This is a genomic window from Pseudomonas sp. CH61 (assembly GCF_059429415.1).
The window spans coordinates 1,903,863-1,928,805 of record NZ_CM182098.1 but is presented as its reverse complement, the minus strand read 5'-3'; the positions used below and the strand labels follow the sequence as shown (position 1 = coordinate 1,928,805).

General features: G+C 58.2%; 35 protein-coding genes. 15 read left to right on the top strand and 20 right to left on the bottom strand.

Going from position 1 to position 24,943, the window contains the following annotated elements:
* Positions 1-5 precede the first annotated feature (5 nt).
* The 16 genes from AC5SEM_RS08680 to AC5SEM_RS08605 form a co-directional block, all read right to left on the bottom strand.
* Positions 6-1,112, bottom strand: coding sequence for a peptidase (locus AC5SEM_RS08680; protein ID WP_495472680.1), 1,107 nt, complete (start codon positions 1,110-1,112; stop codon positions 6-8).
* 235 nt (positions 1,113-1,347) lie between these two features.
* Positions 1,348-1,824, bottom strand: a complete 477-nt coding sequence (locus AC5SEM_RS08675; RefSeq protein ID WP_495472679.1) for a phage virion morphogenesis protein — start codon at positions 1,822-1,824, stop codon at positions 1,348-1,350.
* 10 nt (positions 1,825-1,834) lie between these two features.
* Positions 1,835-2,665 carry a phage head morphogenesis protein gene (locus tag AC5SEM_RS08670; RefSeq protein WP_495472678.1) on the bottom strand — a complete coding sequence of 277 codons (831 nt, stop codon included), beginning with the start codon at positions 2,663-2,665 and terminating at the stop codon, positions 1,835-1,837.
* The gene (locus tag AC5SEM_RS08665) at positions 2,665-4,158 is read right to left on the bottom strand and encodes a phage portal protein family protein (protein ID WP_495472677.1); all 1,494 of its coding nucleotides are present in this window, start codon (positions 4,156-4,158) and stop codon (positions 2,665-2,667) included. The genes AC5SEM_RS08670 and AC5SEM_RS08665 overlap by 1 nt, the downstream gene beginning before the upstream one ends.
* Entirely contained in the window at positions 4,155-5,774 is a 1,620-nt protein-coding gene (locus AC5SEM_RS08660) for a hypothetical protein (RefSeq protein WP_495472676.1), read from the bottom strand. Before AC5SEM_RS08660 ends, AC5SEM_RS08665 begins: the two co-directional genes overlap by 4 nt.
* Positions 5,771-6,319, bottom strand: a complete 549-nt coding sequence (locus tag AC5SEM_RS08655; protein WP_447808829.1) for a phage protein Gp27 family protein — start codon at positions 6,317-6,319, stop codon at positions 5,771-5,773. Before AC5SEM_RS08655 ends, AC5SEM_RS08660 begins: the two co-directional genes overlap by 4 nt.
* 2 nt (positions 6,320-6,321) lie before the next feature.
* Positions 6,322-6,615, bottom strand: a complete 294-nt coding sequence (locus AC5SEM_RS08650; RefSeq protein WP_495472675.1) for a VpaChn25_0724 family phage protein — start codon at positions 6,613-6,615, stop codon at positions 6,322-6,324.
* Complete coding sequence (locus AC5SEM_RS08645; RefSeq protein WP_025132158.1) at positions 6,612-6,917, bottom strand: DUF2730 family protein; 306 nt, start codon at positions 6,915-6,917, stop codon at positions 6,612-6,614. The genes AC5SEM_RS08650 and AC5SEM_RS08645 overlap by 4 nt, the downstream gene beginning before the upstream one ends.
* Positions 6,914-7,132 carry a TraR/DksA C4-type zinc finger protein gene (locus AC5SEM_RS08640; protein ID WP_495472674.1) on the bottom strand — a complete coding sequence of 73 codons (219 nt, stop codon included), beginning with the start codon at positions 7,130-7,132 and terminating at the stop codon, positions 6,914-6,916. Before AC5SEM_RS08640 ends, AC5SEM_RS08645 begins: the two co-directional genes overlap by 4 nt.
* Positions 7,133-7,138: 6 nt before the next feature.
* A complete protein-coding gene (locus tag AC5SEM_RS08635) occupies positions 7,139-7,738 on the bottom strand; it encodes a lysis protein (RefSeq protein WP_495472673.1) in 600 nt (199 codons plus the stop codon).
* Positions 7,739-7,933: 195 nt separating this feature from the next.
* Complete coding sequence (locus AC5SEM_RS08630) at positions 7,934-8,182, bottom strand: DUF7940 domain-containing protein (protein ID WP_495472672.1); 249 nt, start codon at positions 8,180-8,182, stop codon at positions 7,934-7,936.
* Positions 8,179-8,646 (bottom strand): structural protein, encoded by a 468-nt coding sequence (locus tag AC5SEM_RS08625; protein ID WP_495472671.1) that lies wholly within the window; start codon positions 8,644-8,646, stop codon positions 8,179-8,181. The genes AC5SEM_RS08630 and AC5SEM_RS08625 overlap by 4 nt, the downstream gene beginning before the upstream one ends.
* Before the next feature lie 137 nt (positions 8,647-8,783).
* Positions 8,784-9,179, bottom strand: coding sequence for a hypothetical protein (locus AC5SEM_RS08620; RefSeq protein ID WP_495472670.1), 396 nt, complete (start codon positions 9,177-9,179; stop codon positions 8,784-8,786).
* A gap of 66 nt (positions 9,180-9,245) precedes the next feature.
* Entirely contained in the window at positions 9,246-9,803 is a 558-nt protein-coding gene (locus AC5SEM_RS08615; RefSeq protein WP_495472669.1) for a hypothetical protein, read from the bottom strand.
* Between the two features lie 55 nt (positions 9,804-9,858).
* Positions 9,859-10,449 (bottom strand): hypothetical protein, encoded by a 591-nt coding sequence (locus AC5SEM_RS08610; RefSeq protein WP_495472668.1) that lies wholly within the window; start codon positions 10,447-10,449, stop codon positions 9,859-9,861.
* A gap of 2 nt (positions 10,450-10,451) precedes the next feature.
* Positions 10,452-10,916 (bottom strand): helix-turn-helix domain-containing protein, encoded by a 465-nt coding sequence (locus AC5SEM_RS08605; RefSeq protein ID WP_495472667.1) that lies wholly within the window; start codon positions 10,914-10,916, stop codon positions 10,452-10,454.
* A gap of 39 nt (positions 10,917-10,955) precedes the next feature.
* Here AC5SEM_RS08605 and AC5SEM_RS08600 point away from each other — a divergent pair, with 39 nt between their 5' ends.
* Entirely contained in the window at positions 10,956-11,168 is a 213-nt protein-coding gene (locus AC5SEM_RS08600) for a DNA-binding protein (protein ID WP_447808819.1), read from the top strand.
* 3 nt (positions 11,169-11,171) lie between these two features.
* Here AC5SEM_RS08600 and AC5SEM_RS08595 read toward each other — a convergent pair whose 3' ends face one another.
* On the bottom strand, positions 11,172-11,423 hold the full coding sequence (locus AC5SEM_RS08595; RefSeq protein WP_495472666.1) for a hypothetical protein: 252 nt from the start codon (positions 11,421-11,423) through the stop codon (positions 11,172-11,174).
* Between the two features lie 112 nt (positions 11,424-11,535).
* Between AC5SEM_RS08595 and AC5SEM_RS08590 the strand changes: the two genes are divergently transcribed.
* From AC5SEM_RS08590 to AC5SEM_RS08545, 10 genes are all read left to right on the top strand, one after another.
* The gene (locus AC5SEM_RS08590) at positions 11,536-12,015 is read left to right on the top strand and encodes a hypothetical protein (protein WP_495472665.1); all 480 of its coding nucleotides are present in this window, start codon (positions 11,536-11,538) and stop codon (positions 12,013-12,015) included.
* Positions 12,012-12,314 (top strand): helix-turn-helix domain-containing protein, encoded by a 303-nt coding sequence (locus tag AC5SEM_RS08585; RefSeq protein ID WP_495472664.1) that lies wholly within the window; start codon positions 12,012-12,014, stop codon positions 12,312-12,314. Before AC5SEM_RS08590 ends, AC5SEM_RS08585 begins: the two co-directional genes overlap by 4 nt.
* Before the next feature lie 10 nt (positions 12,315-12,324).
* Complete coding sequence (locus tag AC5SEM_RS08580) at positions 12,325-13,257, top strand: hypothetical protein (RefSeq protein ID WP_495472663.1); 933 nt, start codon at positions 12,325-12,327, stop codon at positions 13,255-13,257.
* Positions 13,258-13,260: 3 nt separating this feature from the next.
* Positions 13,261-15,036, top strand: coding sequence for a TnsB C-terminal domain-containing protein (locus AC5SEM_RS08575; RefSeq protein ID WP_495472662.1), 1,776 nt, complete (start codon positions 13,261-13,263; stop codon positions 15,034-15,036).
* The gene (locus AC5SEM_RS08570; protein ID WP_495472661.1) at positions 15,036-16,217 is read left to right on the top strand and encodes an ExeA family protein; all 1,182 of its coding nucleotides are present in this window, start codon (positions 15,036-15,038) and stop codon (positions 16,215-16,217) included. The genes AC5SEM_RS08575 and AC5SEM_RS08570 overlap by 1 nt, the downstream gene beginning before the upstream one ends.
* Before the next feature lies 1 nt (position 16,218).
* A complete protein-coding gene (locus tag AC5SEM_RS08565) occupies positions 16,219-16,536 on the top strand; it encodes a hypothetical protein (protein WP_495472660.1) in 318 nt (105 codons plus the stop codon).
* Positions 16,533-17,156: a DUF3164 family protein gene (locus tag AC5SEM_RS08560; RefSeq protein ID WP_495472659.1), complete on the top strand. Its 624-nt coding sequence runs from the start codon at positions 16,533-16,535 to the stop codon at positions 17,154-17,156. The genes AC5SEM_RS08565 and AC5SEM_RS08560 overlap by 4 nt, the downstream gene beginning before the upstream one ends.
* Position 17,157: 1 nt before the next feature.
* Positions 17,158-17,853, top strand: coding sequence for a DUF2786 domain-containing protein (locus AC5SEM_RS08555; protein ID WP_495472658.1), 696 nt, complete (start codon positions 17,158-17,160; stop codon positions 17,851-17,853).
* A 184-nt stretch (positions 17,854-18,037) separates the two neighbouring features.
* Entirely contained in the window at positions 18,038-18,490 is a 453-nt protein-coding gene (locus tag AC5SEM_RS08550; RefSeq protein ID WP_495472657.1) for a gp16 family protein, read from the top strand.
* On the top strand, positions 18,487-18,849 hold the full coding sequence (locus AC5SEM_RS08545) for a Mor transcription activator family protein (RefSeq protein ID WP_447808809.1): 363 nt from the start codon (positions 18,487-18,489) through the stop codon (positions 18,847-18,849). The genes AC5SEM_RS08550 and AC5SEM_RS08545 overlap by 4 nt, the downstream gene beginning before the upstream one ends.
* A 249-nt stretch (positions 18,850-19,098) precedes the next feature.
* On the opposite strand, the gene map is transcribed toward AC5SEM_RS08545, so the two are convergent.
* The 3 genes from map to AC5SEM_RS08530 all read right to left on the bottom strand — a co-directional run bounded on the left by map (position 19,099) and on the right by AC5SEM_RS08530 (position 21,036).
* A complete protein-coding gene (gene map, locus AC5SEM_RS08540; protein WP_495472656.1) occupies positions 19,099-19,890 on the bottom strand; it encodes a type I methionyl aminopeptidase in 792 nt (263 codons plus the stop codon).
* Complete coding sequence (locus AC5SEM_RS08535; RefSeq protein ID WP_007918027.1) at positions 19,887-20,114, bottom strand: ParD-like family protein; 228 nt, start codon at positions 20,112-20,114, stop codon at positions 19,887-19,889. The genes map and AC5SEM_RS08535 overlap by 4 nt, the downstream gene beginning before the upstream one ends.
* A 64-nt stretch (positions 20,115-20,178) precedes the next feature.
* The gene (locus AC5SEM_RS08530; protein ID WP_495472655.1) at positions 20,179-21,036 is read right to left on the bottom strand and encodes a LysR substrate-binding domain-containing protein; all 858 of its coding nucleotides are present in this window, start codon (positions 21,034-21,036) and stop codon (positions 20,179-20,181) included.
* Between the two features lie 109 nt (positions 21,037-21,145).
* Here AC5SEM_RS08530 and phnD point away from each other — a divergent pair, with 109 nt between their 5' ends.
* From phnD to psrA, 4 genes are all read left to right on the top strand, one after another.
* Positions 21,146-22,012 carry a phosphonate ABC transporter substrate-binding protein gene (gene phnD / locus AC5SEM_RS08525; RefSeq protein WP_495472654.1) on the top strand — a complete coding sequence of 289 codons (867 nt, stop codon included), beginning with the start codon at positions 21,146-21,148 and terminating at the stop codon, positions 22,010-22,012.
* Positions 22,009-22,800, top strand: a complete 792-nt coding sequence (gene phnC / locus AC5SEM_RS08520; protein ID WP_495472653.1) for a phosphonate ABC transporter ATP-binding protein — start codon at positions 22,009-22,011, stop codon at positions 22,798-22,800. Before phnD ends, phnC begins: the two co-directional genes overlap by 4 nt.
* A 2-nt stretch (positions 22,801-22,802) precedes the next feature.
* Complete coding sequence (phnE, locus tag AC5SEM_RS08515) at positions 22,803-23,621, top strand: phosphonate ABC transporter, permease protein PhnE (protein WP_495472652.1); 819 nt, start codon at positions 22,803-22,805, stop codon at positions 23,619-23,621.
* Positions 23,622-23,731: 110 nt separating this feature from the next.
* Positions 23,732-24,823, top strand: a complete 1,092-nt coding sequence (gene psrA, locus AC5SEM_RS08510; protein ID WP_495472651.1) for an iron-containing alcohol dehydrogenase PsrA — start codon at positions 23,732-23,734, stop codon at positions 24,821-24,823.
* Positions 24,824-24,943: the final 120 nt, after the last annotated feature.

Genomic DNA, 24,943 nt, shown 5'->3' with positions numbered 1-24,943 from the left:
CCTTGTTACTTGATGAGTTGGCGAACTGCCGACTCGTAGGGAATGTTCTTTTCGGCTGCCAAAGCTGCTGCACGGTTGTGCAGACTGAGGCGGTCGGGGTCGGTGTTCTTCTCCGCGAACTCCAGATCGGTAGGCACATGCACTTCGCCCGAACGCTCCTTGCTGGCTTGTTCCGCGAAGTTGATCTGTTGCGGGAAGTCATCGAAGAGCGCCTTGAGGCCATCGATTACCGGCTTGCGCTGATCGCCTTCGCCGAACTCAAGAGGCGCGTCACCTGCTTCGGCGAAGTCCAGTGCGGCGATCAGTGCGGCGGTGTGTTTGGGCAGTAACTTGCCCGCACTGACCAGACCTTCAGCGAATGCCAGGTTCTTGCCGTGGCGTTGATCAGCCTGGTCTTTTCGCTGCTGGGCCAGATGCGTGTCCAGTGCGTTTTTGAGGCGTGTGTTTTCCGCCTCCAGGGCGGCCTTTTCCGTTGGATTCACGGTGTGTTCCTCGGTGATGGGTTTGCTGGGTGGGGTGTGTTCGGTAAAAGAGGGACGGACATCCTCGCGAAGGGCTTCGGCAGCCAGGTTGTCCACGTCCCAGCCAGGCACAACCTGATCGGCCGCTTCCTGGCCGAACTGGCCAATCAGCCATTCGCGCAACCGGCGGAAGACACCGGCCGTGATGCTGTCACCGAAGTCGCCAAACTCGACGACACCTTCTTCGTCTTCTGCCAGTTCGATGGGACGCAGGCCTTTCACTGACGGTGGCTGAGCGCCGAGAAAGCCGACATGACGCAGGTAGTACACGCCAGGCACCGGGTTGTTCGCTGCGTCTGGGTGATAGAAGGAGGCGGAGATCTTCTTGAATTTCTTCTGGGCCACCGATTCCGCGAATGCCACATCGACCTCATGCGGTACTGCGATCAGGCCTTCCGGGGCTGCCGAAAGTGACTTGACCCATCCAGCGGCCGGGGCATCGTGCTTGGGATGGCCAATGACCAGAGGTGCTTCGTGCAAGGCAGGATCGTAGGCGCGCACGGTGGCGGCCAAGTCGGACTCGCCAAAGGTGATACTGGCGCCGCTCATGGCGACGTGCGTACCTGGCTTGAAAATGTGGAGTGGCTTCATGGTCTGTGCGCTTCAGTTGAAGGTGATGCACACAGACTGAGCCAATGATTGGCCCATGCCTTTTAATCGAGTTTAAAGAGTGTCGCGACGGTGATGATGCGGCCAGGGTGCGATTGGCACCCGCGCAATGGGATGGGAGTAAGGCGACAGGGCTTTATAAAACGTTTACGGCGTTATTCGCCTATACAACTCGATGAACCGGGGCCGCATGCGCGCTCAGGCGCTTCTGAGGGCCTTAGAGGCGAGCGGCTTTTTCCAGGTGATTCATGGCCAGATCCAAGATGGCTTCCTCTGCCTCGGGCTGCAGCTCGCCCTCGGCGTCCATCGGCAAGTATGGGCGACCGGGAATATCGCCCCACAGATGGGGGAAGTCAGACTTGGTGCCACCGAACTGCATCATGGCAGCATAGGGTTTGTTGCTGCCGACCAACGCTGAACTGTCGGTCGCTTGGGTCGTGATCGAGGCGGCCAGTCCTGCCGAACTGATCTGCAGCATCTGCCCTGGCCAGTTACCGCTTTTCTCACGGCTTGCCGTGGTGACATCGGACAGGTCCTCCCACTCGGGGCGACCTTCCTCGCCGAAGTTTTCCTCGGTCTGGCTGGCAAGCTCAGCAGCGATGCCACGCATCAGCGGTGCAAGCTCGCCCACGGCCCACTCGATTTTGCGCAGGGTGGCCTGCACGCGCTGGTGATCCAGTTCGACGGTGAACATTTAAAACCTCCTAGGCGGCTGCTTGTTTGCGTTTCAGCATGTCAGCCAGGCCAGTACCTGGTGCGTGGTTGAAACCAGGATCGGTGCGGAACGTAATCGTCTTGCCTGCTGCATCGGTGGTGCGGATGCCGGTAACTGGCGCGGTGCGGATCTCGCCGGTACGTTTGTCGACTCCGGTCTCCACGGTCTCGGTGAACATACGACCTTCGCTCGACACAACCTTCAAGCCTCGGCGTTTCACGGCGGCTTCGCTCAGTGCGACAACACGGCAACGACAGTTGAACCCATTGGGTGGGAAAATCGCCGACCAGATTGGGTCGTCATGGCGGAACACTTGCCCATGCAGCGCCCGGTGACTCGGCCGAGTCTTGCCGTCCAGGATGGCCACGTACATCCAGTACGGGTGCGTCTCGGTGGTTTGCTCCATCTCGGCCTTGCGGCCAGCCATATAGGCGCTCTGCAGGTTGGTCTGATGGATCGTCTTGAGACGGCGCGGACTGCCCAACTGGACCAACTCACCGACACCTTCGCTGTCGACAATGACCTGCTGTCCCCACCAGCCTTGAGACTCCAGCACCGGCTGTATATCCGCTATGAACTGTTTGAGGGTCTGGCCTTCCTGCAGTGCAGTTTCCAATGCGCCACGAATGTCCGACAGCAGATCTAGGCGCATGGCCTTGGCCACGGTGAAGGATTGGTCGTGAGCCTGGTCGAGCATGTCCTGCCAGTTCCAGGTGATCGAATAGCCCTTGGACTTCAGGTAGGCCACCGCGTTTTTCGGCTCCATGCCGAAGATGGCCTTGAGGTCGGCCGGGTTCGGAGTCTTCAGGGAGGTAGCCATCAGTCTTCCCGATCCGCAGTGGCATTCAGGCGGCCCCAGATGTTGGCCATGAACAGCAGGCGCGTGAGGTTGTTCTGCAGCGCCTGGTCATCCATCTTCGGATATGCTTCAGCCAACAGGCCGAGCGCCTCTGAGTCAGTGCGAGCGCGCAACAGCGCGTCGATCAAAGAAGCAATGGTCTGTTCGCTCTGCTCCTGGAGCAGCTCAGCAGGAAGACTGTTGATTGCTTGGTCCAGCGCTACCTGGTCGAGAATCGGCTTCAGGGTCGACTCCGCGAACGCTGACGATTCAGCCGGCGTCGGAGTCTCTTCCAGATCACCCTCCTGCAGGTTGTAAGTGCGCATCCAGTATTGATTGGTGAGTTTCACCCCGGAGTCGGTCAAGGACTTGTCGCGGTCCGCCTGGGTCTTGTCGATCTCTTCCTGTTCCCACAACTCGTACACCGGGGCGGCAACGTTCTCGCCGAAGTTCAGATCGACTACACGGCGAATAATCGCGTTCATGGTCGCGGCGACAATGCCCTTGTCGCCATCGCGGATGTCTTTGACCACCTCCAGCCCTGCAGTGGCGCTGGCCCGGTTGCTGTTGGACTCGGTGGTTTGGTTCTGCCCCAACAGCCCGACGTTGATTTCACTGCGGCAATAAACCAGCAGCTCACGGTAGACCTCGGCACTGCCGGCCTTGCCAGCGGCTTCGATGATGTCAACGCTGGAGTCATTCGGGATTGCGGCGACAGCGTCCTGGACCATCGCCTCAAGGCTGTCGAGTAACAGATCGGTTTCACCCGTGCTAGCACCACGGGGATGTTTACCAATCACCCACGGCGAGCCGTACTTCTCGGTGAACTGGACCCAGAACTTCAGTCCGCCCTTCATGAAGATCACCGGCCAGAAGCACATGGACAAGTCAGCGAAGCCATACGGGTTGTTGTAGGTCGCATCCTGGCGGGCCACGACAAAGCGTTGCGGATCGCACAGCTCACCAGTCAAGCCGGCATCGCGGGCACGGAAGCGCAGATTGTTTTCCTGGTCGTAGAGGAACCATTCGGCCGGCTTACCCAGCACGTCCTCAGGGACGATGTTCAACCCGACAGGACGCCACATCAGTTCGATGGGCTGAAACCCGAACAGCGGTGCGTCCAGCATTTCGCGAATGATCCGGTCAAGATCGAGGTCGGTCAGCCAGTCACGTAAAAAACGCTCGACTCGAACGGGGGCATTACCCCGTTTCAGGTCGCGTTCCAGGGCGAGAACCGATGACTTGCGACGGCGAATATTGCCACCGACCAGGGCAGAGCTACGCAGATCCCGATAGACCGTGATGTCCTTGCCCTGGGCCTTGAGGATCGGGTCGGGGTTGGGCAGATACATGCCCAGCGCCTGGGCGTCGAAGCTGCGCGCACGGCTGGCGATATGCTCGGTCAGCCCCTTGTGCTTCGGCTCGGCGAAGCTAACGAATTCCGTGGGAGTGACCCACACACCTTTCTTGTTCATGCGTACCCCTGGGTGATGCGAACGCCCTGACGTGGGCGACGGGATTTGACTGAGACCGGACCTGCAGAACTCTCCAGTGTTGCGAAGTTGGCCAGTGAGCCGGCTCCAGCGAAGTCGCCGTGACGGTAGAGCTCGGGGTCTTTGAGATCTTGTGAGCGGGCTTTCATGATCATTGGAATGCCCTCGACCGTTTCAATCGAGCGCACGTCCTGCTGCAGTGAATCATCCTTGGGCAGCGTGATAGTGCCGTCTTCAAAGAGCTGAATGAACTTAGGCATCCAGGCGCCATACCAGGCACGGCTGAGTTTCACCTGCAGGACGCGGTCATGACCGAACTCATCGGCAGCTTCTTCGGCGAGGGTTTCACCGCTGCCGGTGGCGTCCAGGGCTGCGCTGGCAAAGCGTGGCAGTCGACGCAGGATGTAGAACAGGATCTGTTTCTGTTGGCGGTACGGCACTTTGTGCATCTCCACCACAAACGGCACATCACGGTGCCGTGCCTGGTCTACGGACATCGGGCAGATGATCGAGAAGTCACGGTGGCGGGCATAGTCCATGCCCAGGTAGTGCCGCAGCTCAGGCGTCAGTGCCTGCACCAGTGGCGCGAGATAGCGCTCGATCCAGTCTTCGACATACGCTTCACGGCGAGCAAGGGACTGCAGCGTGAAATCATCGTCCAGCGCCAGGCGCAACACGGTGCGGCCGGCACGCATGGCGTCTTCGATCCATACACCAGGAATACACACACCGTTGCCGTCGCGTGGGATTGCGTCCAGCTCTTCATGCATCTGCGCTTTGCGTGGTCCGTAGGCGTTGCGGATCTGTTTGTACCAGGCTTCCTTGCCTTCAACGGTGGCGACTTCCCCTGTCATCATGCACTTGCGCTCGTACAACCCATTGGCAACGGCATCATCAAAGGTCGCCTTGTAGACCTCGGCCGTGTCGCCATAGCGGCCTTCACGGATGTCGTTGACCATCTGGTTGAAGGGGTTGCTCTTACCGTTATGACTGCTGATGACGACGATCCGACCGCCCCAGATCAGCAGAGCGGTTGCGGCATCGAGCACGGCGGACACGTCCCGGTGGAAAGCCGCTTCGTCGATGATCACCTTGCCTTGCAGGCCGCGCAGGTTGGCCGGGTTACTGGACAGCGCAACGATCTTGAAACCCGAGGCGTAACGAATGCGATAGGCATTGATCTGGCGGGTGTTACCCGATTCGTCCTGGTCCTCAAACAAGAACTCTTCGATTTCGCTGACACCCGAGGCCTGAGCTTCGGCCATCACCCGGCTGAACTTGGCGCAGTAGCCGATGAACTCCAAGCCTTTTTCCTTGGTGTCACCGACATAGAACACGTCCATGCCGCCAGAGGCCTTGCGTGACGCCGCGGTGATCACCGAGTCCAAGGCCTCGGCGAAAGTGATGCCCGTCCGGCGACCTTTTTCGCACAGTTTGATTTGTGCCTGAATGCTCAGCCAGTCGGCCTGGTGAGCCATAAGAATGCCGTCGGCAATCGGGTTGTAGTCGCTAGGGATCTGCTTGACGCTCGGTGGCAAATCGTCCCATTCGACTACGCGCAATGTGCTCGATGACGGCTTGACCGCTGAGGCACTCATTTGACACCCAGGAATTTCTGACGCCAGAACAGAGCCTGCTCTTCGCTGATACCCCCAGTCTGTACAGTCTTGGCCAACTCAGCGTCTTGCTCCTGAAGCAAGCGATCACGCGCAGCTTTCTCGATAGCCTGTCGCTCTTTCATGCTCAGGGTGCGGGCCTGCATCGTGTTCTTTGCTGCCCGCGCCAGTTCGGCCACTTCCTTGGTGGTGACATCATCCTTTTCGTGGGCACCCATCGCGGCCTGGTAAGCCAGTGTCGATATAGCCTCGACCAGCAGTGCGCCGGTCTTATCGGATGCGTCTTCACCGAATGCACCAACGAAGGCTTCCGCCTGCTCGCGGTGCTGACGGGTCTTCTCGGTAAGCAAATCGAAACCTTGCTTGAAGCGCCCCAGCGCACTGCGGCTGGGGGATTTCTCGTTGGGAAAGCGCGACTGGATATCGGCCAGCATGTCATCCAGCGTCATGCGGTCCTCGCGCAGTAGCTTCTGGATGTACGCCTTGACCATCGGCGGAAGGCGATTGATGGATGACTTGCCCGCCATGGTTATGCTCCCGGCCGTTTGATGCCAGGAACGCGTGCGCGGCCAGCAGCGATGTCCTGACCGCGTTCCGTCAGCGTGGCCACCAGCACTGGACCGACATCGGCAACAGTCAACGCGCCTTGCTCGGCCAGCCAGTGCAACTCGGTTTTCACCTGGTCACGGCTAAGGGTGTGCCCGTAATTGTCCAAGGCCATGGCCAGCACCGAGCTGTTGGCGCGGTAGCCGGTCGTCTCAGCCAGCAGGCGCAGAATTACCAGGCGGTAATCCTGGCGCAGAAAGTCGGCGAATTGAGTCATGTCTTTTCTCGCAGCAAGTAATCATTGATCCGGTCCAGCGAACGGGCTAAAGGGCCAAGCGCTTCCTTGACCCCCGACAGTTCGGCCCGTACCGCCTTCATGTCACCCAGCAGATCGGTGACGGCCGTCTGGTCAGGCAGGTGCCGAACGTGTTCCTCCAAGGCGACGATGCGAGTGCGCAGTTCCAGCAGTTCCTGGGCGCTTGCGGCCTGCCTTTTGGTCATCCAGGTGTAAATGCTGAGTACCGTCAGCATCAGCCACTGAACGGTTTGGAAGCCGAAGTTGAGTTCATTCAGGTTCATTCAAATCCCCGTGAGGCCAAGTGTTCCAAGCCGTCGATGCAGTCAAAGCAATGTTCGATGCCAGGGTTGTCCTGACGTTGATCTTCAGGAATTGCGTCTCCGCATTCCTCGCAGCGGTAAACCGACCGACCGGAGCCGCATCGAAGGTCGCTGTTACGGACTCGCAGCTCCGAGTCGCTGATGTCGTCATCTGTAGCGGGTTCAGCTACATCCATATGCGGTCATTCCTTTTCCTGGAGATCAAGCAAGGCATTGAGCTGAACGAGGTTGGATCGGGCCCACAGGCCGTAGTCCTGGGCGTGAGCAAGAATGTCGGCGGGAGTGACGCCGCTTTCCAATAGTTCGGCGTCAGTGCCGGAGGCGGGCCAGGCCGCTTTTTCAGCAGCGGCGGCAGTGGTGCCTGGTCTTGGGGCGGACACACCGAGGGCGGTGTTGAAGTCGCGCAGCCAGCCAGCAGTGAACACGCAACGAGGGATAGGCTTAGCGACAGCGCCAGGCGCCGGAATGTATTGGGTCGTGACATGCGGGATTCGCTCCTGAAACTGGCGTTTTTCTTCTCTAAAACTCTCGTATGCAGCAAACAACAGGGACTCGGATTCGTTGGCGCGGGCGACCTGTTGCAGCAGCTGCAGACGGTTTTCCTTCTCGGCAGCACCGGCCTGTTCTGCGTGTGTGGTCTTGAGTGTCTGCAAGTTGGAGTTGCCTAGAGCTTCGGCGTACCGAAAGCCGAAGCCATAGGCAATTGAGCCGGCAGCCGCTGCGCTGATCACGCACGCAAGCCCAGCGACAAGCAGTCCTGTTGGCAATCGATCAAGCACCATGGCGTTGCCTCATACGTCTGCGGGACTTACGCGCATGGCGTTTGGCCGCTGCAATGCCGGTTTTGCCGTGGCGATAAGGGGGCGTAACCCCGGATCTGATCCAGGTCCCGGCAGCGGTGCTTGGAGCAGGCCAACGGCAAACACCCGCGAGTCCGGCCAGCAGCGCAGCGAAGGCCCGACCAAAGAGATTCAGTCTCATGACGGAACCTCCTGGTCTGGTTGTTCGGGATGCCCTGGATGCTCAGGAGGGCCTTGCTTAATCAGGCGAGCGACAAACAACAAGGTGGCCAGCACGCTGTTCAGCGCTGCATAGGTCGATGCAGAAAGCTGCGCTTGCCACATAGGCAAGATGGTGGCCTGGGCAAAACCGAGCAGCACGATGACGATGGCCAGCTGAACGCTGTGAAGCTTCCAGCAGCAGTGGCAGTTGTCGATCAGCTTCATGCTGGCTCCCCGTGATAGGCGTCCGGGACAACGCCTGCCAGGTGCAAGCCTTCATTGATCAGTGCTTCGCCGTACCAGTTGCCCTCGGGGAGAAGACCAGCACCGTTTTCGTGACGAATGATCGCCTCTGTCAGAGCACGCATGGTCCGGTAGTCGTACACGTCGATACGATCTTCAGGTGCCACACCAAGGCGGGCGGCGACCTGGCGGATGTAGCTCTCTGTGTTGTTCTCGTTCGGTGGTGCCCAGCGACCGATGATCAGGCGGACGGTGCGCAGACCGTGCTTGTCCTGGTATGTGATCAGGGTTCGAGCAATAGCCCGGATACCCCAGCGGGGATCGATGAACTGGACAAATGCGGTGTCATTCTGATTCGCCGACATGCCTTGCCAGCGGGTGCCTTTGACATGACGAATATTGCCGGGGTTGAAGTTGCGGATACCGCGAGGGGTTTCGGGTCGCATCGGACGCCTCCTGTAATGGCGCCGTCAGTTTCGGACGCCAGAAATACACACGCCGCCATGATGGGCGGCGCGGTACTGGAGGGCTTTTAATCGAGTTTAAAGAGATCGATAGGTTGGCAATTCAACGTGTTCGTTAACTAAGCCCAACCTCTGCTGTGTTGAAAGATTTGAACGTAGTCGATGCTTTCCCGGTATGCATAAACCAGCCGACCATACTTTTTCTGGATTGGAATGAAGAACAGGTACGGCAACATGACCCCTAGAAAAATCGTAGCGACGAGGAGTACTGAAGACGAAAAGGCGATTCCAGAAAGTACCTCTATGAAGAACATCAAAACGCCTAAGGCCATCCAGGCTACAAAGGGGTTTAACAGGACTTTCTTACGAGCGTCGGTCAGGCGCTCGCGCAGATGAGTGAGTAGCTCAGCCACTTCCTCACGGCTATGGTTGGTCAGATCCCCAATTCCATAGTTATTAATATCACCGCCAGCCACTTGCCCCACATTGCCGAATACCTGATTAACCATATTCATACCCTTCACTTATTAGCATCAGCACTTCTATTGCAGTCAGAGTCTTGTTTATAACCCACGCTAGGCTCAGCTTTTACAGTGCGCTGGCTTGGGTTTCGCAACAACCTCCTTCGTTTCAGAGTCGACAGTGAACACAGTGAGGCACTCCCGACCACCGCCAAATTTTTTCTTCAACTCCTCGTCGAGTTCGGCAGCCGCGGTCGCTGAAGCCACGGGATCAGCTGAGTGGAGGCAGTCGTCTCTCTTTTCCTGGTAATCATCAAACGCACCTTTGATTGAACCGGGAATTCTCTCAACACCTCCGTTTTGCGCGGCTGCGAGTTGTGCATTCCACCAAGTACGGGAGGAGATTCCCGCCGCAAAGCAGCTGCCGAGTGGCTCAAAGACAGTGCTCCCAAACTGGTTCTTACCTGTGTCCACTAACGATGAAATGTACTTGCTGTGAACGCTAACGGAAGCCAGATCACCGCTTTTCAAAATAGATGCGCCATCAGTCATGGCTTTGCTCAACGCTCGCATTTGCGTGGTCGCCTGTTCAAGCGCCTCCGGGCTCGCTTCCTTGAAAGGCTCCGCATGAGCGGTTACGGCTGCCATCAATACCAACAGGCTAAGAATATTCTTCATCGACCAGACTCCCTGTATGAATCACCTTTTGACTTTCAACTACTTGAAAGCCTGCTCAGAACCAAATCCCACCGACCAAGACGCCAAAGCAAAATAAAACGGCGGCGCTCTGTTTATGTATGACTAGAAATTCTCTAATCGAGACTTCTCTAGGCACTATTTGCGGAGCGTCTTGTTGCGCCGTTGGTTGAAAGTTTTGTACAAACTCCAACGTTCGTTGAAGCTGTGCTTTCTGCAGGTTTTTGAGCTGAGTGCGACCAAAGCTCAACTCACAGAAATTTGTCATCTCAGCTTTTGCATCCTTCTCAGCCACGGCCCGCAAGACCTTTCCTACTAGGCGACGTTTGTCCGCCTCCTCCTGCAGGAACTCCAATCTTGCTTTCATCACGTTTCGCGCTTCAACGAATTGCTCAGCAGTGATCTCGCTTATCGTAGTCACTCCAAGCTGAGCATGTACATTGCGCCAAATATCGCGAGGGTCATCGCCCAGTTCCTCGCATTTAGCGCGCATTTCATGCAATTCCTTCCGCTGAGCCGACACCAGCCCACGAGACTCGCCTTTGTCTGTGAGGTTAATGCTGATGCCGTAATTATTGATGTCGCCTTCGGCCGCTTGGCCTACACCTCCATGGAAGTCCTGACTCATGTTTACTTCTTCCCTTTACTACCGCCGACATTGAACGTGACGCCCGATTGATTGACCGATCCGTGGATGTATTGGCCAACCTCTTTGAATTCTTGCTTTGTATCTTCTCCTGACGCCCCCCCCAGTAATACCCGAAGCACAGCATCTTTGAGGTTCTGAGGGCTGGAACGAAACCGTTCTAGAACCAGTTGCTCCTCAACAGAGGCCACAGAGGAGCGCACACCGGTGAGGATGTATTGGACATCCGCTCCCGCGCTTGCGAAAGAAAAAAGGACCTCGCCGCCGGGCACGACCAATCCTCGCTCGTAACGCCCCCAAATCTCTCTCGACACACCGCATTGCTCTGCTGCGCCGGCTTGATTCAGGCCGAGACGCTTCCGTTCGGCTTTGAGCCTTTCAGCAGAAAGAGAATAAAAGTTCACATAAACCCCTTGATTATGAGAACCATAGTTCTCATAATCAGCCACACAAACACTAACCATCTTTGCATCACAGGAGCCACCACCATGGCCACCCATGCCAAAGCCCTAACCGCCGACCAGGTGAAAGAAAACTTTCGTCGAGTCGGCAAAACCATTACTCAATGGGCTCTCGAAAACGGCTACACCCGTAACGAGGTGTATCGCGTCCTCAATGGCCAGGCCAAAGCCCATTACGGCAAGGCCCATGATATTGCGGTGAAGCTTGGCCTCAAGCCGACCGTTGCGTTGGCTGCGTAATGGCTACCGCAGAGCAGTTCCATACGCCACTGTTTGTCGTGCGTTCCGCGCCTCGGCCAACTGATCGCTCAGCCATGCCAGCGTCTTCGTTGCCTCAGCCTCAATGGGTTGTCCAGGCCACCGAACCGAAAGCAGTGCTTGATCTATGCCCTCAGATGAAACGAGCCCTTGAACCTCAAGAACGGCAGCAAGGCGTAACCAGCCCTGTGCCAATGCGTTCATCTGCGCCTCAAGTTTCTCAATACGGTCGGTCATTTCTCATGTCCATGTTGGGGAATGTACCCGAAAACATTGCACCAGAAGAAACCCTTTTGCCTATGTGCAAAGGCTCTGTTTGTTTGGAAGACGCTCTATTGAGGGCATTCCAATGAGTCGCCGTCGCTGGAAGAGCATTCAACCGACCTCGTTGCGCCATGCGCTGGAACTGTGCAAGGACTTCGCTAAAGACGCCCACAACAAGGGTGTCGAGCGTATTGCCGATGAGATGGGCGTCGCAGATCACTGGTCTGTTTACAAGTGGCTGCAGACAGGCCGTATGCCGGCCAACCTGATCCGTCCCTATGAGCGGGCTTGCGGTTGCGATTACGTCACCAGGTGGATCGCTGCCAGTGCTGGTCGCTTGACCATCGATGTACCCACCGGACGGCACTGCGCTGCCCAGGACACCCAGGCGCTGCAGGAGCTTCTCACCACCGCAACTGGGAAGCTGCTCGCGTTTTACTCGAAGAACTGCGAAGCCGAAGAGACCCTTGCAGCCATCCAGGCCGCAATGGAGGGGCTTGCCTGGCACCGAGGCAATGTCAGCCAAACCCAGCAACCACAGCTTGAACTGGAGGGGCAGCCATGAGCCGCACCGTCTCAGCCGCCGCACGGGTGTTGCGCGTACTCAAGGCCTTGAAGGGCCACACCGTGACTGGCCTTAGCAACACCGAACTGGCGCATCTCACCCAGGACAGCCCCAGCAATATCACCCGAGCCATGCAGACCCTGATTGAAGAAGGCCTTGCGGTGAAGCTGGATAACGGCCGGTTCGCTCACTCCGTGGGTGTGCTGCAGATCGCTCAGGCCCATGCCGAACATATGGCTCGCCTGACCGACCGTATGCAGGAAATCAACCAGCGCATTACTGCTGGATCGAACAGATAAGGAGAACATCATGGCCCGCACAAAAAACCAGCCTACAGAGACAATCGATCTGCCCCCTCTGAACGGTGAAATGCTGACTGCCACTCAGAACTCGATGGCCGCCGCATTGACCACACACGGTGATGATCGAGATCTCGTCAACCAACTTCTTGGCCAGGCACAGATGGCAGATGCCTTCGGCAAGTTTTCCCAAACCGTTTGGGCTTCCAAGTTGGCCTACGTCAAGGAAAACAAGCTCTACAGAGCACTGCAAGGAAAGTCCATGCCAAACGGTTTGGTTTTTTCGGGTACATGGGAGGAGTTCTGCAGCGTTCTGGGAGTGTCGGACGAAAAGGCTAACCAGGACATTGCCAACCTTCGCACATTCGGCGAAGAGGCCCTCGACTCCATGTCCCGCATGGGCATCGGCTACCGCGAAATGCGCCAATACCGCCGCTTGCCGGAAGACCAAAAAACAGCGCTTATCGAAGTGGCCAAGACCGGCGACAAGGAAGCTTTCGTTGATCTCGCCGAAGAGATCATCGCCAAGCACGCCAAGGAAAAAGAAGACCTGAGCCAGCGTCTTGACGAAACCAACGCCGACTATGAAGCGCAGAGCGAAGTCATGGCGAAGAAAACTGCCGAGCTGGATAAGACCAAGCAGGAGCTGGAGAAAACCCGCAAGCGTCTCCAGTCCATGCCCGCCAATGAAGTCGCAAAAGAACTCCGCCAAGAAGTTGCAGCCGTCGCCTATGAGGCGGAAGCGAACATCCTCGGTTCACTGCGCGAAGGCTTCGCCAAGCTGGAAGAACATGCAGCCGAGAGCGGCGAAGACCACCGCACCTTTAAAGCCGGCTTGATTCGTCAGCTCGAAATCACCCTTGCAACGGTCCGTAGCGAGTTCCACCTGCCAGATGTGGACGGTGCCAGTGCTCCGGTTTGGCTGAACGCGGCCGAGGCTTAACCTATGAACCCAGTACAGCTCCAGCAACTGGCGCAGATTGCCCAGCGTGCGGACAACGCTCTGCACGGGCAGCGTACAGCCGTTTACCAGGCGGGCGCTGCTGAACTGGGTGTTTCCATCCAAACACTTCAGCGCAAGCTGAAGGAGGTTCGAGTGGCCAAGCCGCGTAAACGTCGCAGTGATGCGGGCAACAGCGCTTTGCCGTTGGAAGAGGCCCGCTTGATCTCCGCTGTTTTGCTGGAATCGATCCGCGCCAACAACAAGCAATTGTCCACCATCGAACGTGCCGTAGAGCGTCTGCGCAGCAACGGGCTGATCTTGGCGGGTCGGGTGGATGAGGCGACAGGCTTGTTTCGCCCACTGACCTGCGGAGCCATCAGCCGCGCTCTGCAGAGCTATAAATTGCACCCGGATCAACTGCTGCATGACGCGCCAGCAGTGTCGCTGGCCAGCAACCACCCCAATCATGTTTGGCAAGTGGATGCATCGATCTCGACGCAGTTCTACCTGGCTGACGACGGTGCGCGGGTGATGAACAAAGCCGAGTTCTATGACGGCAAACCCGGCAACCTGAAGAAGATCGAGCGCCAACGTCTGTGGCGCTACGTCATCACCGACCACACCAGCGGCACCTTGTACCTGGAATACGTGTTGGGTGCTGAGTCGGCCGAAAACCTGTGCAACGTGCTGATCAATGCGATGCAAAAACGCCATGAGTCAGACCCGTTTCACGGCGTGCCTTGGATGCTGATGACTGACCCTGGTGCAGCCATGACCAGTGGCATCTTCCGCAACCTGTGCCGGGCCATGTCCATCAACTTGATCATCAACCAGGTTGGCAACGCACGAGCTAAAGGCCAGGTAGAACAAGCGCACAACATCGTTGAGCGTGAGTTTGAGAGTGCATTGAAATTCCAGGCGGCGAACACCCTAGAGCAGATCAACACCTGGGCCGGCCAGTGGATGCGCTACTTCAACGCGACCTCCATTCATACGCGCACCCGCCGCACCCGGTATGGCGTATGGCAATTGATCAAGCAGGAACAGTTACGTCTTGCGCCGAGCATTGAGGTCTGCCGCGAACTGGCTGTCAGCACACCGGAGTACCGCAAGGTCAGCAACCTACTGCGCGTTTCGTTCCGTGGTGCTCAGTTCGATGTCAGCTCGGTGCCGGGTGTAATGGTCGGTGAGAAGCTTTTGATCACCCGCAACTGCTGGCGCGACAAGGATGCTGCCATCGCAGTCCTGGTCGGTGAGGACGGTCGCGAAAACTACCACGTCATCGAGCGTATCGAGATGGACGAGTTTGGTTTTTCCGAAACCGCCGCAACGATTGGCGAACAGTACAAGAGCCATGCCGAAACCCCGGCTCAGGTATCACGCAAAGTCCTGGAGCAAATCGCTACCGGCACCACCAATCAGGCCGACGCTGAAGCCGCACGCAAGGCCAAGGCCGTGCCGTTCGGTGGCTTGATCGACCCTCACAAACACGTCAGCGACACCGTGTTGCCGGCTTACATGCCACGTCGCGGTACATCGCTGAACGTGAATGCTCCATCCGTAGAACATGCACCACTGACGCACGTTGAGGCAGCGAAGTTGCTGCAACCACGTTTGGCCAATCTCTGGTCCGCTGAGTCCTTCGGCTGGCTGCAGCAGAAATACCCGGAAGGAGTACCACAAGAGCAGCTCGACGCTATCGAGGCGGAGCTGAAACGACCTGTTGAGGTCATGCGCAAACCGTTCAGCCTGGTCCTGGCAGCGGTTGGAGGTGAGTGATGTTGAAGTTGAAGAAAATTCTACAGGACGTGGGTCGCCCTCAATCGGCCTTGGCCGAGTCGCTGAGTCTCAGCGGCGCCACCGTCGCCCAGTTGCTGAATCACAGTCAGTGGCCTCGCAGTCTTGACTGCGACGAACTGCAGGGACGTATCCGAGTGTTCCTGACCGAATCCGGCGCCAACGATGCCGATATCGCCAACGCCTTTGAAGAAGTGGATCTGCCGTGCGCCAACACGGCAGATCCGGCCCAAATGAATGAGCCGTCCGGGGAGGACGAACCTATGTTACTTCCAAAACAGACCTTACAGCCAAATACCCGCAAGTCCTTTAGCCTGTTCCGCGATCCCTTTGATGAGCTGCAGTGCGCCCAGGATATGTGGGTCAGCCCTGACATTCGCTACGTCCGCGAGATCATGTATCAGACGGCGCGTCACGGTGGGTTCCTCGCGGTCGTGGGTGAATCCGGCGCAGGTAAAAGCACGCTACGCCGCGACCTGGTGAACCGCATCGCCGAGGGCGGTGATCCGGTGATCATCATTGAACCCTATGTTCTGGCGTCCGAAGACAACGACACCAAGGGCAAATCCTTGAAAAGCACTCACATTGCCGAGTCGATGATGGCTGCTGTCGCGCCACTGGCCAAACCCAAGAGCAGCCCTGAGGCACGCTTCGCCCAGCTGCACAAGGCGCTGAAAGAGTCCCACGCAGCCGGTTACCGACACTGCCTGGTGATCGAAGAGGCACACAGCCTGCCGATCCCGACGCTCAAACACCTCAAACGCATCCTTGAGCTGGAAGTCGGTTTCACCAAACTGGTCAGCATCATCATGATCGGCCAGCCTGAACTGGATGTGAAACTCAGCGAGCGCAACGCTGATGTGCGTGAGGTCGTACAGCGTTGCGAGCGGGTCACCCTAACGCCAATCGAAGGCAACCGCCTGGAAGAGTTTTTGAAGTTTCGCTTTGACCGTGCGGGCAAAACGCTCGGCGAGGTCATTGATGCCAGCGGTATCCAGGCGATTGCTGCACGACTGTCTCAGCCAAGCCGGCGCGGAGGTCGTGACGAGACTGTTTCGCTGCTGTACCCGTTGGCAATCGGCAACCTCATGATCGCGGCGATGAACTTGGCCGTACAACTCGGCGCGCCAATCGTCACCGCTGACGTCGTGAAGGGGGTGTGAAATGGCCGCTCTGCATCTGGTACATCCGGCCCCAGCTCAGCCGCTTAGCATCCTCACCGAGGAATTCCCGAAAAAGCTGGCCACCTTCAATGATCTGACCCGCGACATGCGTGAGGCCGGAATTGTGATCAAGGCGTTGGTGCTTGCGGACAATAAGATTTTTGTTGACCCCAACAGCCTCGAACTTCTAGCGCGGCGCTTTGGGCATGAGCTTCGCAGTATGCGTTGCAATACCGAGGGGCGGCTCGCTCGCAATACGGCGACGATTCGCGGTGTGGGTGTGGCTTGGTTCACTTTGGTTAAGGAGCAGGATCAATGAGCATTTCTGATATCAATATCCCAGCAGGATTTGTTCGTAACGCTGTTGGTCATCTGGTGCCGGTTGACCAGGTACGAGAGCAGGACAAGCTGCGTGATCAGGTCGCAATTGGTCTTTCCCAGGAAGCCAAGGCTCTGAGCTTGGCCTTGAAGAACTTCAAGAAAAAAGCGCTTGGAGACGTTGCCGATCTGATCAGCATTGCCGGTGAACGCTACGGCGTGCAGATGGGCGGAAAGAAAGGCAATGTCACGATTGCCTCCTATGACGGGAAGTTCAAGGTGGTGCGTTCCTACGCAGATCGGCTGGCGTTTACCGAGGAAATGGAGGTGGCGAAGGTACTGGTGTACGACTGCATCAAGGCCTGGAGCAAAGGTGCGGACAATCATTTGATGGCCATCGTCGACCGTGTTTTCAGCCCGAACCGTAACGGCCAGATTAAAACCTCAGACGTCCTCGATCTGCTGCGATTGGAGATCGATGACACCGGTTGGAAGAGCGCGATGCAGGCCGTGAAGGACTCCATACTAGTATCCGGCAGCTCCGTATACATCCGCGTTTATGAGCGGATCAACGGCACTGATGAATATCGAGCCATTTCACTTGATCTGGCGGCGGTGTGACATGGATGACAACCGTTTGTTGGAGAAGATCAAGAAATGTTTGGAGATGGCGAAGTCCAAAACCAGCAACCCGAACGAGGCTGAGACTGCACTGCGCCAGGCTCACAAGCTGATGGAGTTGTACAACCTTGAGATGGGTGACGTGCTGGCCAGCATGGCGTGCGAAGTAAAGATCGCGGCCGGTTCGGATGGCGCGCCACCGACTTGGCGTGTGCGCCTGGCCCAGGTATGTGCGCATGCGTTTGGTACGCGGATGATAATTACGCACAGCTGGCTGACCGGTGGTGGATTCATTTTCGTCGGGTGTGCCGCAGCGCCGGAACTGACTGGGTATGCCTATGAGGTTCTGGAGCGACAGTTGCAAAAGGCTCGTCGGGACTTTCTGTCGCTGTCGACGAATAAGCGCTGCAAGCGTTCGACCAAAGTGGCACGCGGTGACCACTTCGCCAACAGCTGGATCGATGCCGTGTACCACAAGGTCGATGAATTCGCGGGTGTTGAAGACAGTATCGCCGAGGCTATTGAGGCGTTCATGTCAAAACACCACCCGGATCTGGAAAAGGCAGAACTCAAGCGTCGCCGAGTGAAGGCCAGAGACGAAGGTGCCATTTCTGCGGGCTATGCAGCTGGTAAGTCGGCTCAACTGCACCAGGCGGTAGGGCATCAGCCCCGTGCGCTATTAACGGCAGGAGTTTGACCATGGCCTCCACAAGTACAGGAAAACTCACGTCGGGGGTGCTGGAGTTCCAATCAGTCTGCGATCAATGCAACCGGCCTCGTATCGTTGGTAGCCACGTGAAGTGCAGCAAGATCCGCCAGCAGATTCATGCATCCAAAAACGAAAAACGCAGCGGCCCACGCTCGCGGTCTGGAGGTGCCCAGTGAAAAAAGCGCCTTCCAATCCAAACCGCTTGCCTCTGATCAAGCTGATTCATGTTGCCCGGCGCGAGCTGCGTATGGATGACGACACCTACCGCCTGATGCTGGCCGGCATGAAGGGATTGGACGGCGCAACGTCTACCGCTGACTTGAGCGTTCCAAACTTGCTACGGGTTTTGGAGCAGCTCAAGCAGAAGGGTTTTAAACCTCGTCCAAACAAAGCAGGAAAACGGCCACTGGCAAATGATGAGCAGTCAAAGAAGATCCGTTCGCTGTGGCTGGTACTGCATGACCTAGGTGCGGTTCGCGATCCTTCTGAGGAGGCTTTGGCCAACTTTGTGAAGAGCATGACCAAGGTGTCTGCGCTGCAGTGGCTCAGCGTCCCCCAAGCAAGTCGGGTGATTGAAAACCTGAAGCAGTGGCAACACCGTGTGACCAACAAGGAGGCTGTATGAAAGAGCCCAACAGCACGGCAGGCGAGCTTCTCCAAACACTGGCAGAACATGTTGCCCTGTCGGCAAAAGAAACTCTGAACATTAGCCCTGAGCTTGCTGAGGCACATGGCAATGAAGTCGCTATGCAAATGGCCACGATCTGGGGCGGCCAGCAGCTGTACATGCCAAAGGGCATCCATGTTCAGGCCTCTAAACTGCATCAGCAAATCTTTGATGAATGGAAGGGCCGTAACCATCGAGAGATCGCCATGAAGCACAACCTCTCGCTGGCGTTTGTCTACAAGGTCATTAAAAGGATGCGGCTGGCCGTAGTTGCCCGCGATCAAGGTGACCTGTTCGCATCGTATGAAGAGGAGTAGCTACCAACCTCCACGCACCTACCGCCCCGGTCACCAGGCATTGACCGGGGCTTAATCTAATTGCACCAGCTGCAACTCAATTACAAACCCCATACCACTCTGTACCATCGAATCCCGGATTGTCTCGGGTTTACCTCACACCTACCCCTGTATTTATCTCAGTCCTAAACAGTAACTCGTCCAAACAACCCGGTCAGTCCCCTCTCCCTCTGGGAGAGGGCTAGGGTGAGGGAAACAGACGACGCGGTATCAGACGATGGCGCGGTAGCCTTCGATTTCATCCGGCCAGGCGGTGAGGATTTCGAAGCCCGTCTCCGTCACCGCCACCATATGCTCCCACTGCGCCGACAACGAGCCGTCCTTGGTCAGCACGGTCCAGCCATCGGGCATGTTTTTCACATGACGCTTGCCGGCATTGAGCATCGGCTCCACGGTAAAAATCATCCCGGCCTTGAGCTTCATGCCTTGATTGGGAAAGCCGTAATGCAGAATCTGCGGCTCATCGTGATAGACCTTGCCGATCCCGTGCCCGCAATACTCGCGCACGACGCTGAAGCCTTCCTTCTCCGCCAACGTCTGGATCGCGTGGCCGATGTCGCCCAGCGTCGCGCCCGGTTTCACCACACCAATACCCGCGCACATCGCGTCATAAGTGGTCTTGATCAGGTGCTGCGCTTCAGGCGTTGCCTCGCCGACCACGTACATGCGGCTGGTGTCGCCGAACCAACCGTCCTTGATCACCGCGATGTCGAGATTGACGATATCGCCATCCTTCAGCGGTGTGCCAGACGGGATGCCGTGGCACACCACGTCATTGACCGAGGCGCAGACGGTTTTCGGAAATCCGTGATAACCGACGTTGGCCGGCACGGCTTTCTGCACGTTGACGATGTAGTCGTTGCACAGCTGATCGAGTTGGTCAGTGGTGACGCCCGCCTTAACGTGCGGCACCAGCATGGCCAGCACTTCAGCGGCGAGTTTGCCGGCAGCGCGCGATTGGGCGATGTCGGCCGGGGTGTTGATCTTGATCTGGTTTCTCATGCGCTGACGGCTTCCTGAGTCAGTTGTTGCAGATCCAGCCCGCCGTTCTGTTCGGCGCGGATCAGCAAGCGGCAAATGGCGCTGTGGTCGAGGTTGGGGTGCAGTTCGGCGAGCATGCCGATGCGCATCCAGTGCTCGGCCTGCGCGTTGATCGAGCGGCTGAGCGCGTTGCTGGAGATACGCAGGTTCTCGTGCATGTCCTCTGAAATCTTTACGATGCCCATATATGAATCCGATACGATGTGTATATGGATCGTATATTAGCCAAGCCTTACGCGAAATTGCAAATCAACTCAGCGCCGCATCGAAAAACGATGAGATGAGCCGACTGGAACGCCGCTCGGCCAGGCAGTACAAATACGTTTCCGTAAACAGCTCTTCGCCTTCGATTCTGATCGTGCGTATTTTGGGGTCGGCAATGAACTCCGCTTCCGACACCACACCCAACCCCAGCCCGCGCACCACCGCCTCACGCAGCGCCTCGCGACTGCCGATTTCCATGGCGATGCGCGGTTTGACCTGCGCTGCATTCAGCGCCTGCTCCAGCACCAGCCGCGTGGTGGAACCGGGCTCACGTTGTAGAAGCCGCTGCCCTTCCAATTCATCCAACCGCACGCTGCCGCGATTGGCCAGCGGATGCTCATGATGGGCAAACAGGATGATCGCGTGGCGCGCATAACGCACTGCGCACAACGCCGGATCATCCTGACGCCCGGCTAGCACGGCGATGTCGGTCACATAGTTTTCCAGATCCGACAGCACTTGCGCCGAGTTGCCGATGCGAATCGACACGTCGATATTCGGATGCTGTTGCAAGTAGCTGTCGACCATCTCGATCACATGAAACGGCCCGACCGCACCGACCTTCAGCTGGCCGCTGTCAAGCCGCCCGGAGTCGCGCAGCAGGTTGTGCGCTTCCAGCTCCAGCAAGGCGATGCGCTGGGCGATGGGCAGCAATTGCCGTCCCACATCCGACAACTCGATGCGCCGCCCGCGCCGATGGAACAGCTCGACGTTGTGCTGACGCTCAAGGGCTTGCACTTGCGTGGTCAGCGTCGGTTGGCTCAATCCCGACGCCCGCGCCCCGGCACTGAAACTGCCGTGGCGGGCGACGGCGAGAAAGGCCCGCAATTTGGCGCTCGACATCCATAGACTCCATCAATAGTTATCTGCGGTTTCGCATATTGAATTGATTGAATGACTGTCACGTGACAGACCTAGCCTGTGGCAACTCCCAACCACACCGTGGAATGCCATGAAAACAATCAAACAGTTTCTGCGTGTCGTCAGCTTCACCGCACTTGCCTTCGGCGCCAGCCAGGTCTGGGCCAAGGACAAACTGACCATTGGCCTGATCCCCTCCGAAGACTCCCAGGCGATGATCGAATCGAGCAAGCAGGTGCTCGACGATCTGCAAAGCAAAATCGGCATGCCGGTGGTGCCGTTCGTGGCCACCGACTACAACGGCATCATTGAAGCGCTGCGTTCGGGCAAACTCGACGTCGCCTACCTCGGGCCGTTCTCTTACGTGCTGGCGACCTCGGTGGCCGACGTCGAGGCGTTCTCGGTGGCGGTGACCAAGAAGACCGGCCAGAGCGCGTACAAAAGCGTGATTCTGGCGCGCAAGGACAGCGGCATTCATTCGCTGGCCGACCTCAAGGGCCATACATTCGCGTTCGTTGACCCAAGCTCGGCGTCCGGTCATCTGTTCCCGAAAGCAGGATTGGAGCAGGCAGGGTTCGCCCCGGACACGCTGTTCAAACGGGTGATTTTCTCCGGTTCCCACGACGCCAGTATCCTCGCGGTCGAGAACAAGAAAGTCGACGCCGCCGCCGTGGCTGACCGCATCTTTGCCAGCGCCGTGGCCAAAGGTGTGGTCAAGCAGGATGACTTCGAAATCGTCTGGAGTTCCAAGCCGATCCCCGAATCGCCAATGGTCTGGCGCAAGGCGCTCGATCCGGCATTGAAGAAGAAGGTCGCCGACGCGCTGGCTTCGATCAAGGACGTGCCGTGGGGTGATCAGGGCGTGCTAAATGGCTTCCAGCCCACCACCGACGCGTCGTATGACGTGGTGCGCGAAACCGCCAAGGTGCTCGATCTCGATCTGCGGAGCATGAAATGATCAGCATCCGCCAACTGACCAAACACTACGGCAGCAACCCGGTGCTGCGCGGTATCGACCTGGAAGTCGCTGCGGGCGAATTCGTCGTGGTACTCGGTCAGTCAGGCGCCGGTAAATCGACCTTGCTGCGTTGCATCAATCGTCTGGCGCAGGCCGACAGCGGCACGCTGAGCGTGGCCGGCATCGACGCCCTCACCTGCCCTGATACCAGCGTTCTGCGCCGTGAAGTGGCGATGATTTTTCAGCACCACAACGTCGTGCCGCGCCTGAGTGTGCTGAAGAACGTGCTGACCGGTCGCCTCGGTTCCGTCGGTACCCTCGCCTCGATTCTGCAACTGTTCCGCCGTGACGATGTGGCGCTGGCGATGCAATGCCTGGAGCGCGTCGAGCTGGCGCACAAGGCCGGCGAGCGCACCGACTCATTGTCCGGCGGGCAGAAGCAGCGCGTCGGCATCGCCCGCGCCTTGGCGCAACGACCGCAGGTGATTCTGGCCGATGAACCGATCGCCAGCCTCGACCCGAAAACCGCGCGACTGGTGTTGCAGTATCTGCGCGATGCCACTCGCGAGCTGGGCATCACCGTGCTGTGCAACCTGCATCAGGTCGAATACGCCCGCGAGTTTGGCGACCGCGTGGTCGGCCTTGCTCACGGCAGCCTGGTGTTCGATGGCAAAGCGTCGAGCATGACCGAAGCGGATCTGGCGCGAATCTATCCGGGGCAATCGGCGCAATCCTCTGCTGACGTGCCCACGCCCACCTTGTCCTACCGCGCTGCCTCGAGGGCCTGAGCATGTCATCGCAAAACTATCAGTGGGTCGGCGACCGGCCCCGTGGCCCACGTGGCTGGCTGACCACTGCCGGCATCGTCCTGATTGTGCTGTGGACGCTGAACTGGAGCGCGCAAGGTGCGCAGCTCAGCCTTGGTGAACTGGCAGCGGGATTGCCGCAGATCGGTGATTTCCTTTCGCGCACCTTCCCACCGGATCTGAGCATTCTTCCGCGTCTGCTCGCGCCAGCGGTGGAAACCTTGCAGATCGCCATTTGGGGCACCCTGCTCGGCGTGTTGCTGGCGATTCCGCTGTCCTTCCTCGCCGCGCGCAATCTGAGCCGCAACCGCTGGGTATTTCACACCACGCGTCAGGCGCTGAATTTCACCCGCAGCATCAACGAACTGATCCTCGCGCTGATCTTTGTCTCGGCGGTTGGGCTCGGGCCGTTCCCCGGTGTATTGGCGCTGGCGCTGCATGGCCTGGGCATGCTCGGCAAGTTCTTCGCCGAGAGCATCGAAGAGATCGACCAAGGCCCGATTGAAGCGCTGCAAGCGACCGGTGCGCGGCCGCTGCAGGTGATCGTGTTTGGCGTGCTGCCACAGGTCATCACCGCGTGGATTGCCGTGATTCTGTACCGCTTCGAAGTCAACCTGCGCTCGGCCACCGTGCTGGGCATGGTCGGCGCCGGCGGCTTGGGTTTCGAACTGGTGAGCAGCCTGAAACTATTCAAATACCCGGAAACCGCGACTTGCATCATCGTCATTACCTTCATGGTGATCGTCGCCGATGCCATCTCCAGCCGCCTGCGCGCGGCGATCCAGAGCGGTTCGGCGCACTAGCGTAAAGCTGCTATCGGCTGAACCGATTCAAACCTGCTATTTATCGATTTGAGCCGTTGTCGACGGGCGCTGAGTATGGCGCCACACGACAACAACAATAAGGATTCACCATGTCTGCCCGCTTCCAGAACCCCGTCGATACCCGTTTCGGCTGGGGCAGCCTGCAAGACCTCGCTGCCATCACCGAACAGCAAACCGTGGCCCTTGTCACTTTCCCTGAAGCCCGTGGGCTGGGGCTGGTCGATCGCCTGCAAGCGTTGCTCGGCGAGCGTCTGATCTACATTGTCGAAGACGTTCAGCCCAACCCGGACGTCGCTCACCTACGCAGCACTTATGAGCAGTTCTGGCAGCAGGCCGGCGATTGCGATGTGGTGCTCGCGGTCGGTGGCGGCAGCGCCATCGACACCGCCAAGGCGTTGATCGTCGGCACTGAGTCCGGGCATTTCGATGAACTGTTGGCGCTGTTGGCCACGGGCAAACCGTTCACCCCGGCCCGTTGCAAACAACTGATCGCCGCGCCGACTACCGCCGGCACCGGCAGCGAAGTCACGCCGTGGGCGACGATCTGGGACAGCGCCAGCCAGAAAAAATACTCGCTGCATCTGGATTGCACGTGGCCTCGCGTGGCGATCATCGACCCGCAACTGATGCTCACCGTACCGGCCGGCGTGACCGTGTCCACCGGGCTCGATGCGCTGTCCCATGCGCTGGAGGCGATCTGGAACGTCAACGCCAACCCGGTCTCCGACACCTTCGCGATTTCCGCGATCGAGGACATTCTCGAATGCCTGCCGCGCCTGCACAAAGACCTCTTCAGTCACGAATTGCGCAGCCGCATGGCACTCGCTGCGCTCAAGGCCGGGCTGGCGTTTTCCAACACCAAAACCGCGCTGGCGCATTCGATCTCCTATGAGATGACCTTGCGTCACGGCTTGCCCCACGGCATCGCCTGCTCCTTCACCTTGCCGTTGGTATTGGGTTTGGCCTGGGGTCACGACGCCACTCGCGACCGTACCTTGCAACGGGTGTTCGGCGCGGACCTGGGCAAAGCCCAGCAGCAGTTGCGCGAGTTCCTGCACAGCCTCGGAGTGAAGACCGAGTTTGCCGATTACGGTGTCTCGGCCAAGGATGCCGAAGACATCATCCACCTCGCGATGCAGGGCGCGCGCGGCAAGAACTTCATCGGTTCGCAAGCCGCCTGACGCCTGATGACACCCGAGTAATCCAAGCACCGCCAGCGGCATACAGCCGCGGTGATTTCCTGCCGCACCGAAAAAGAGTGCACCCGCCGACGACAACCGACGGGAACCGACAACAATAAG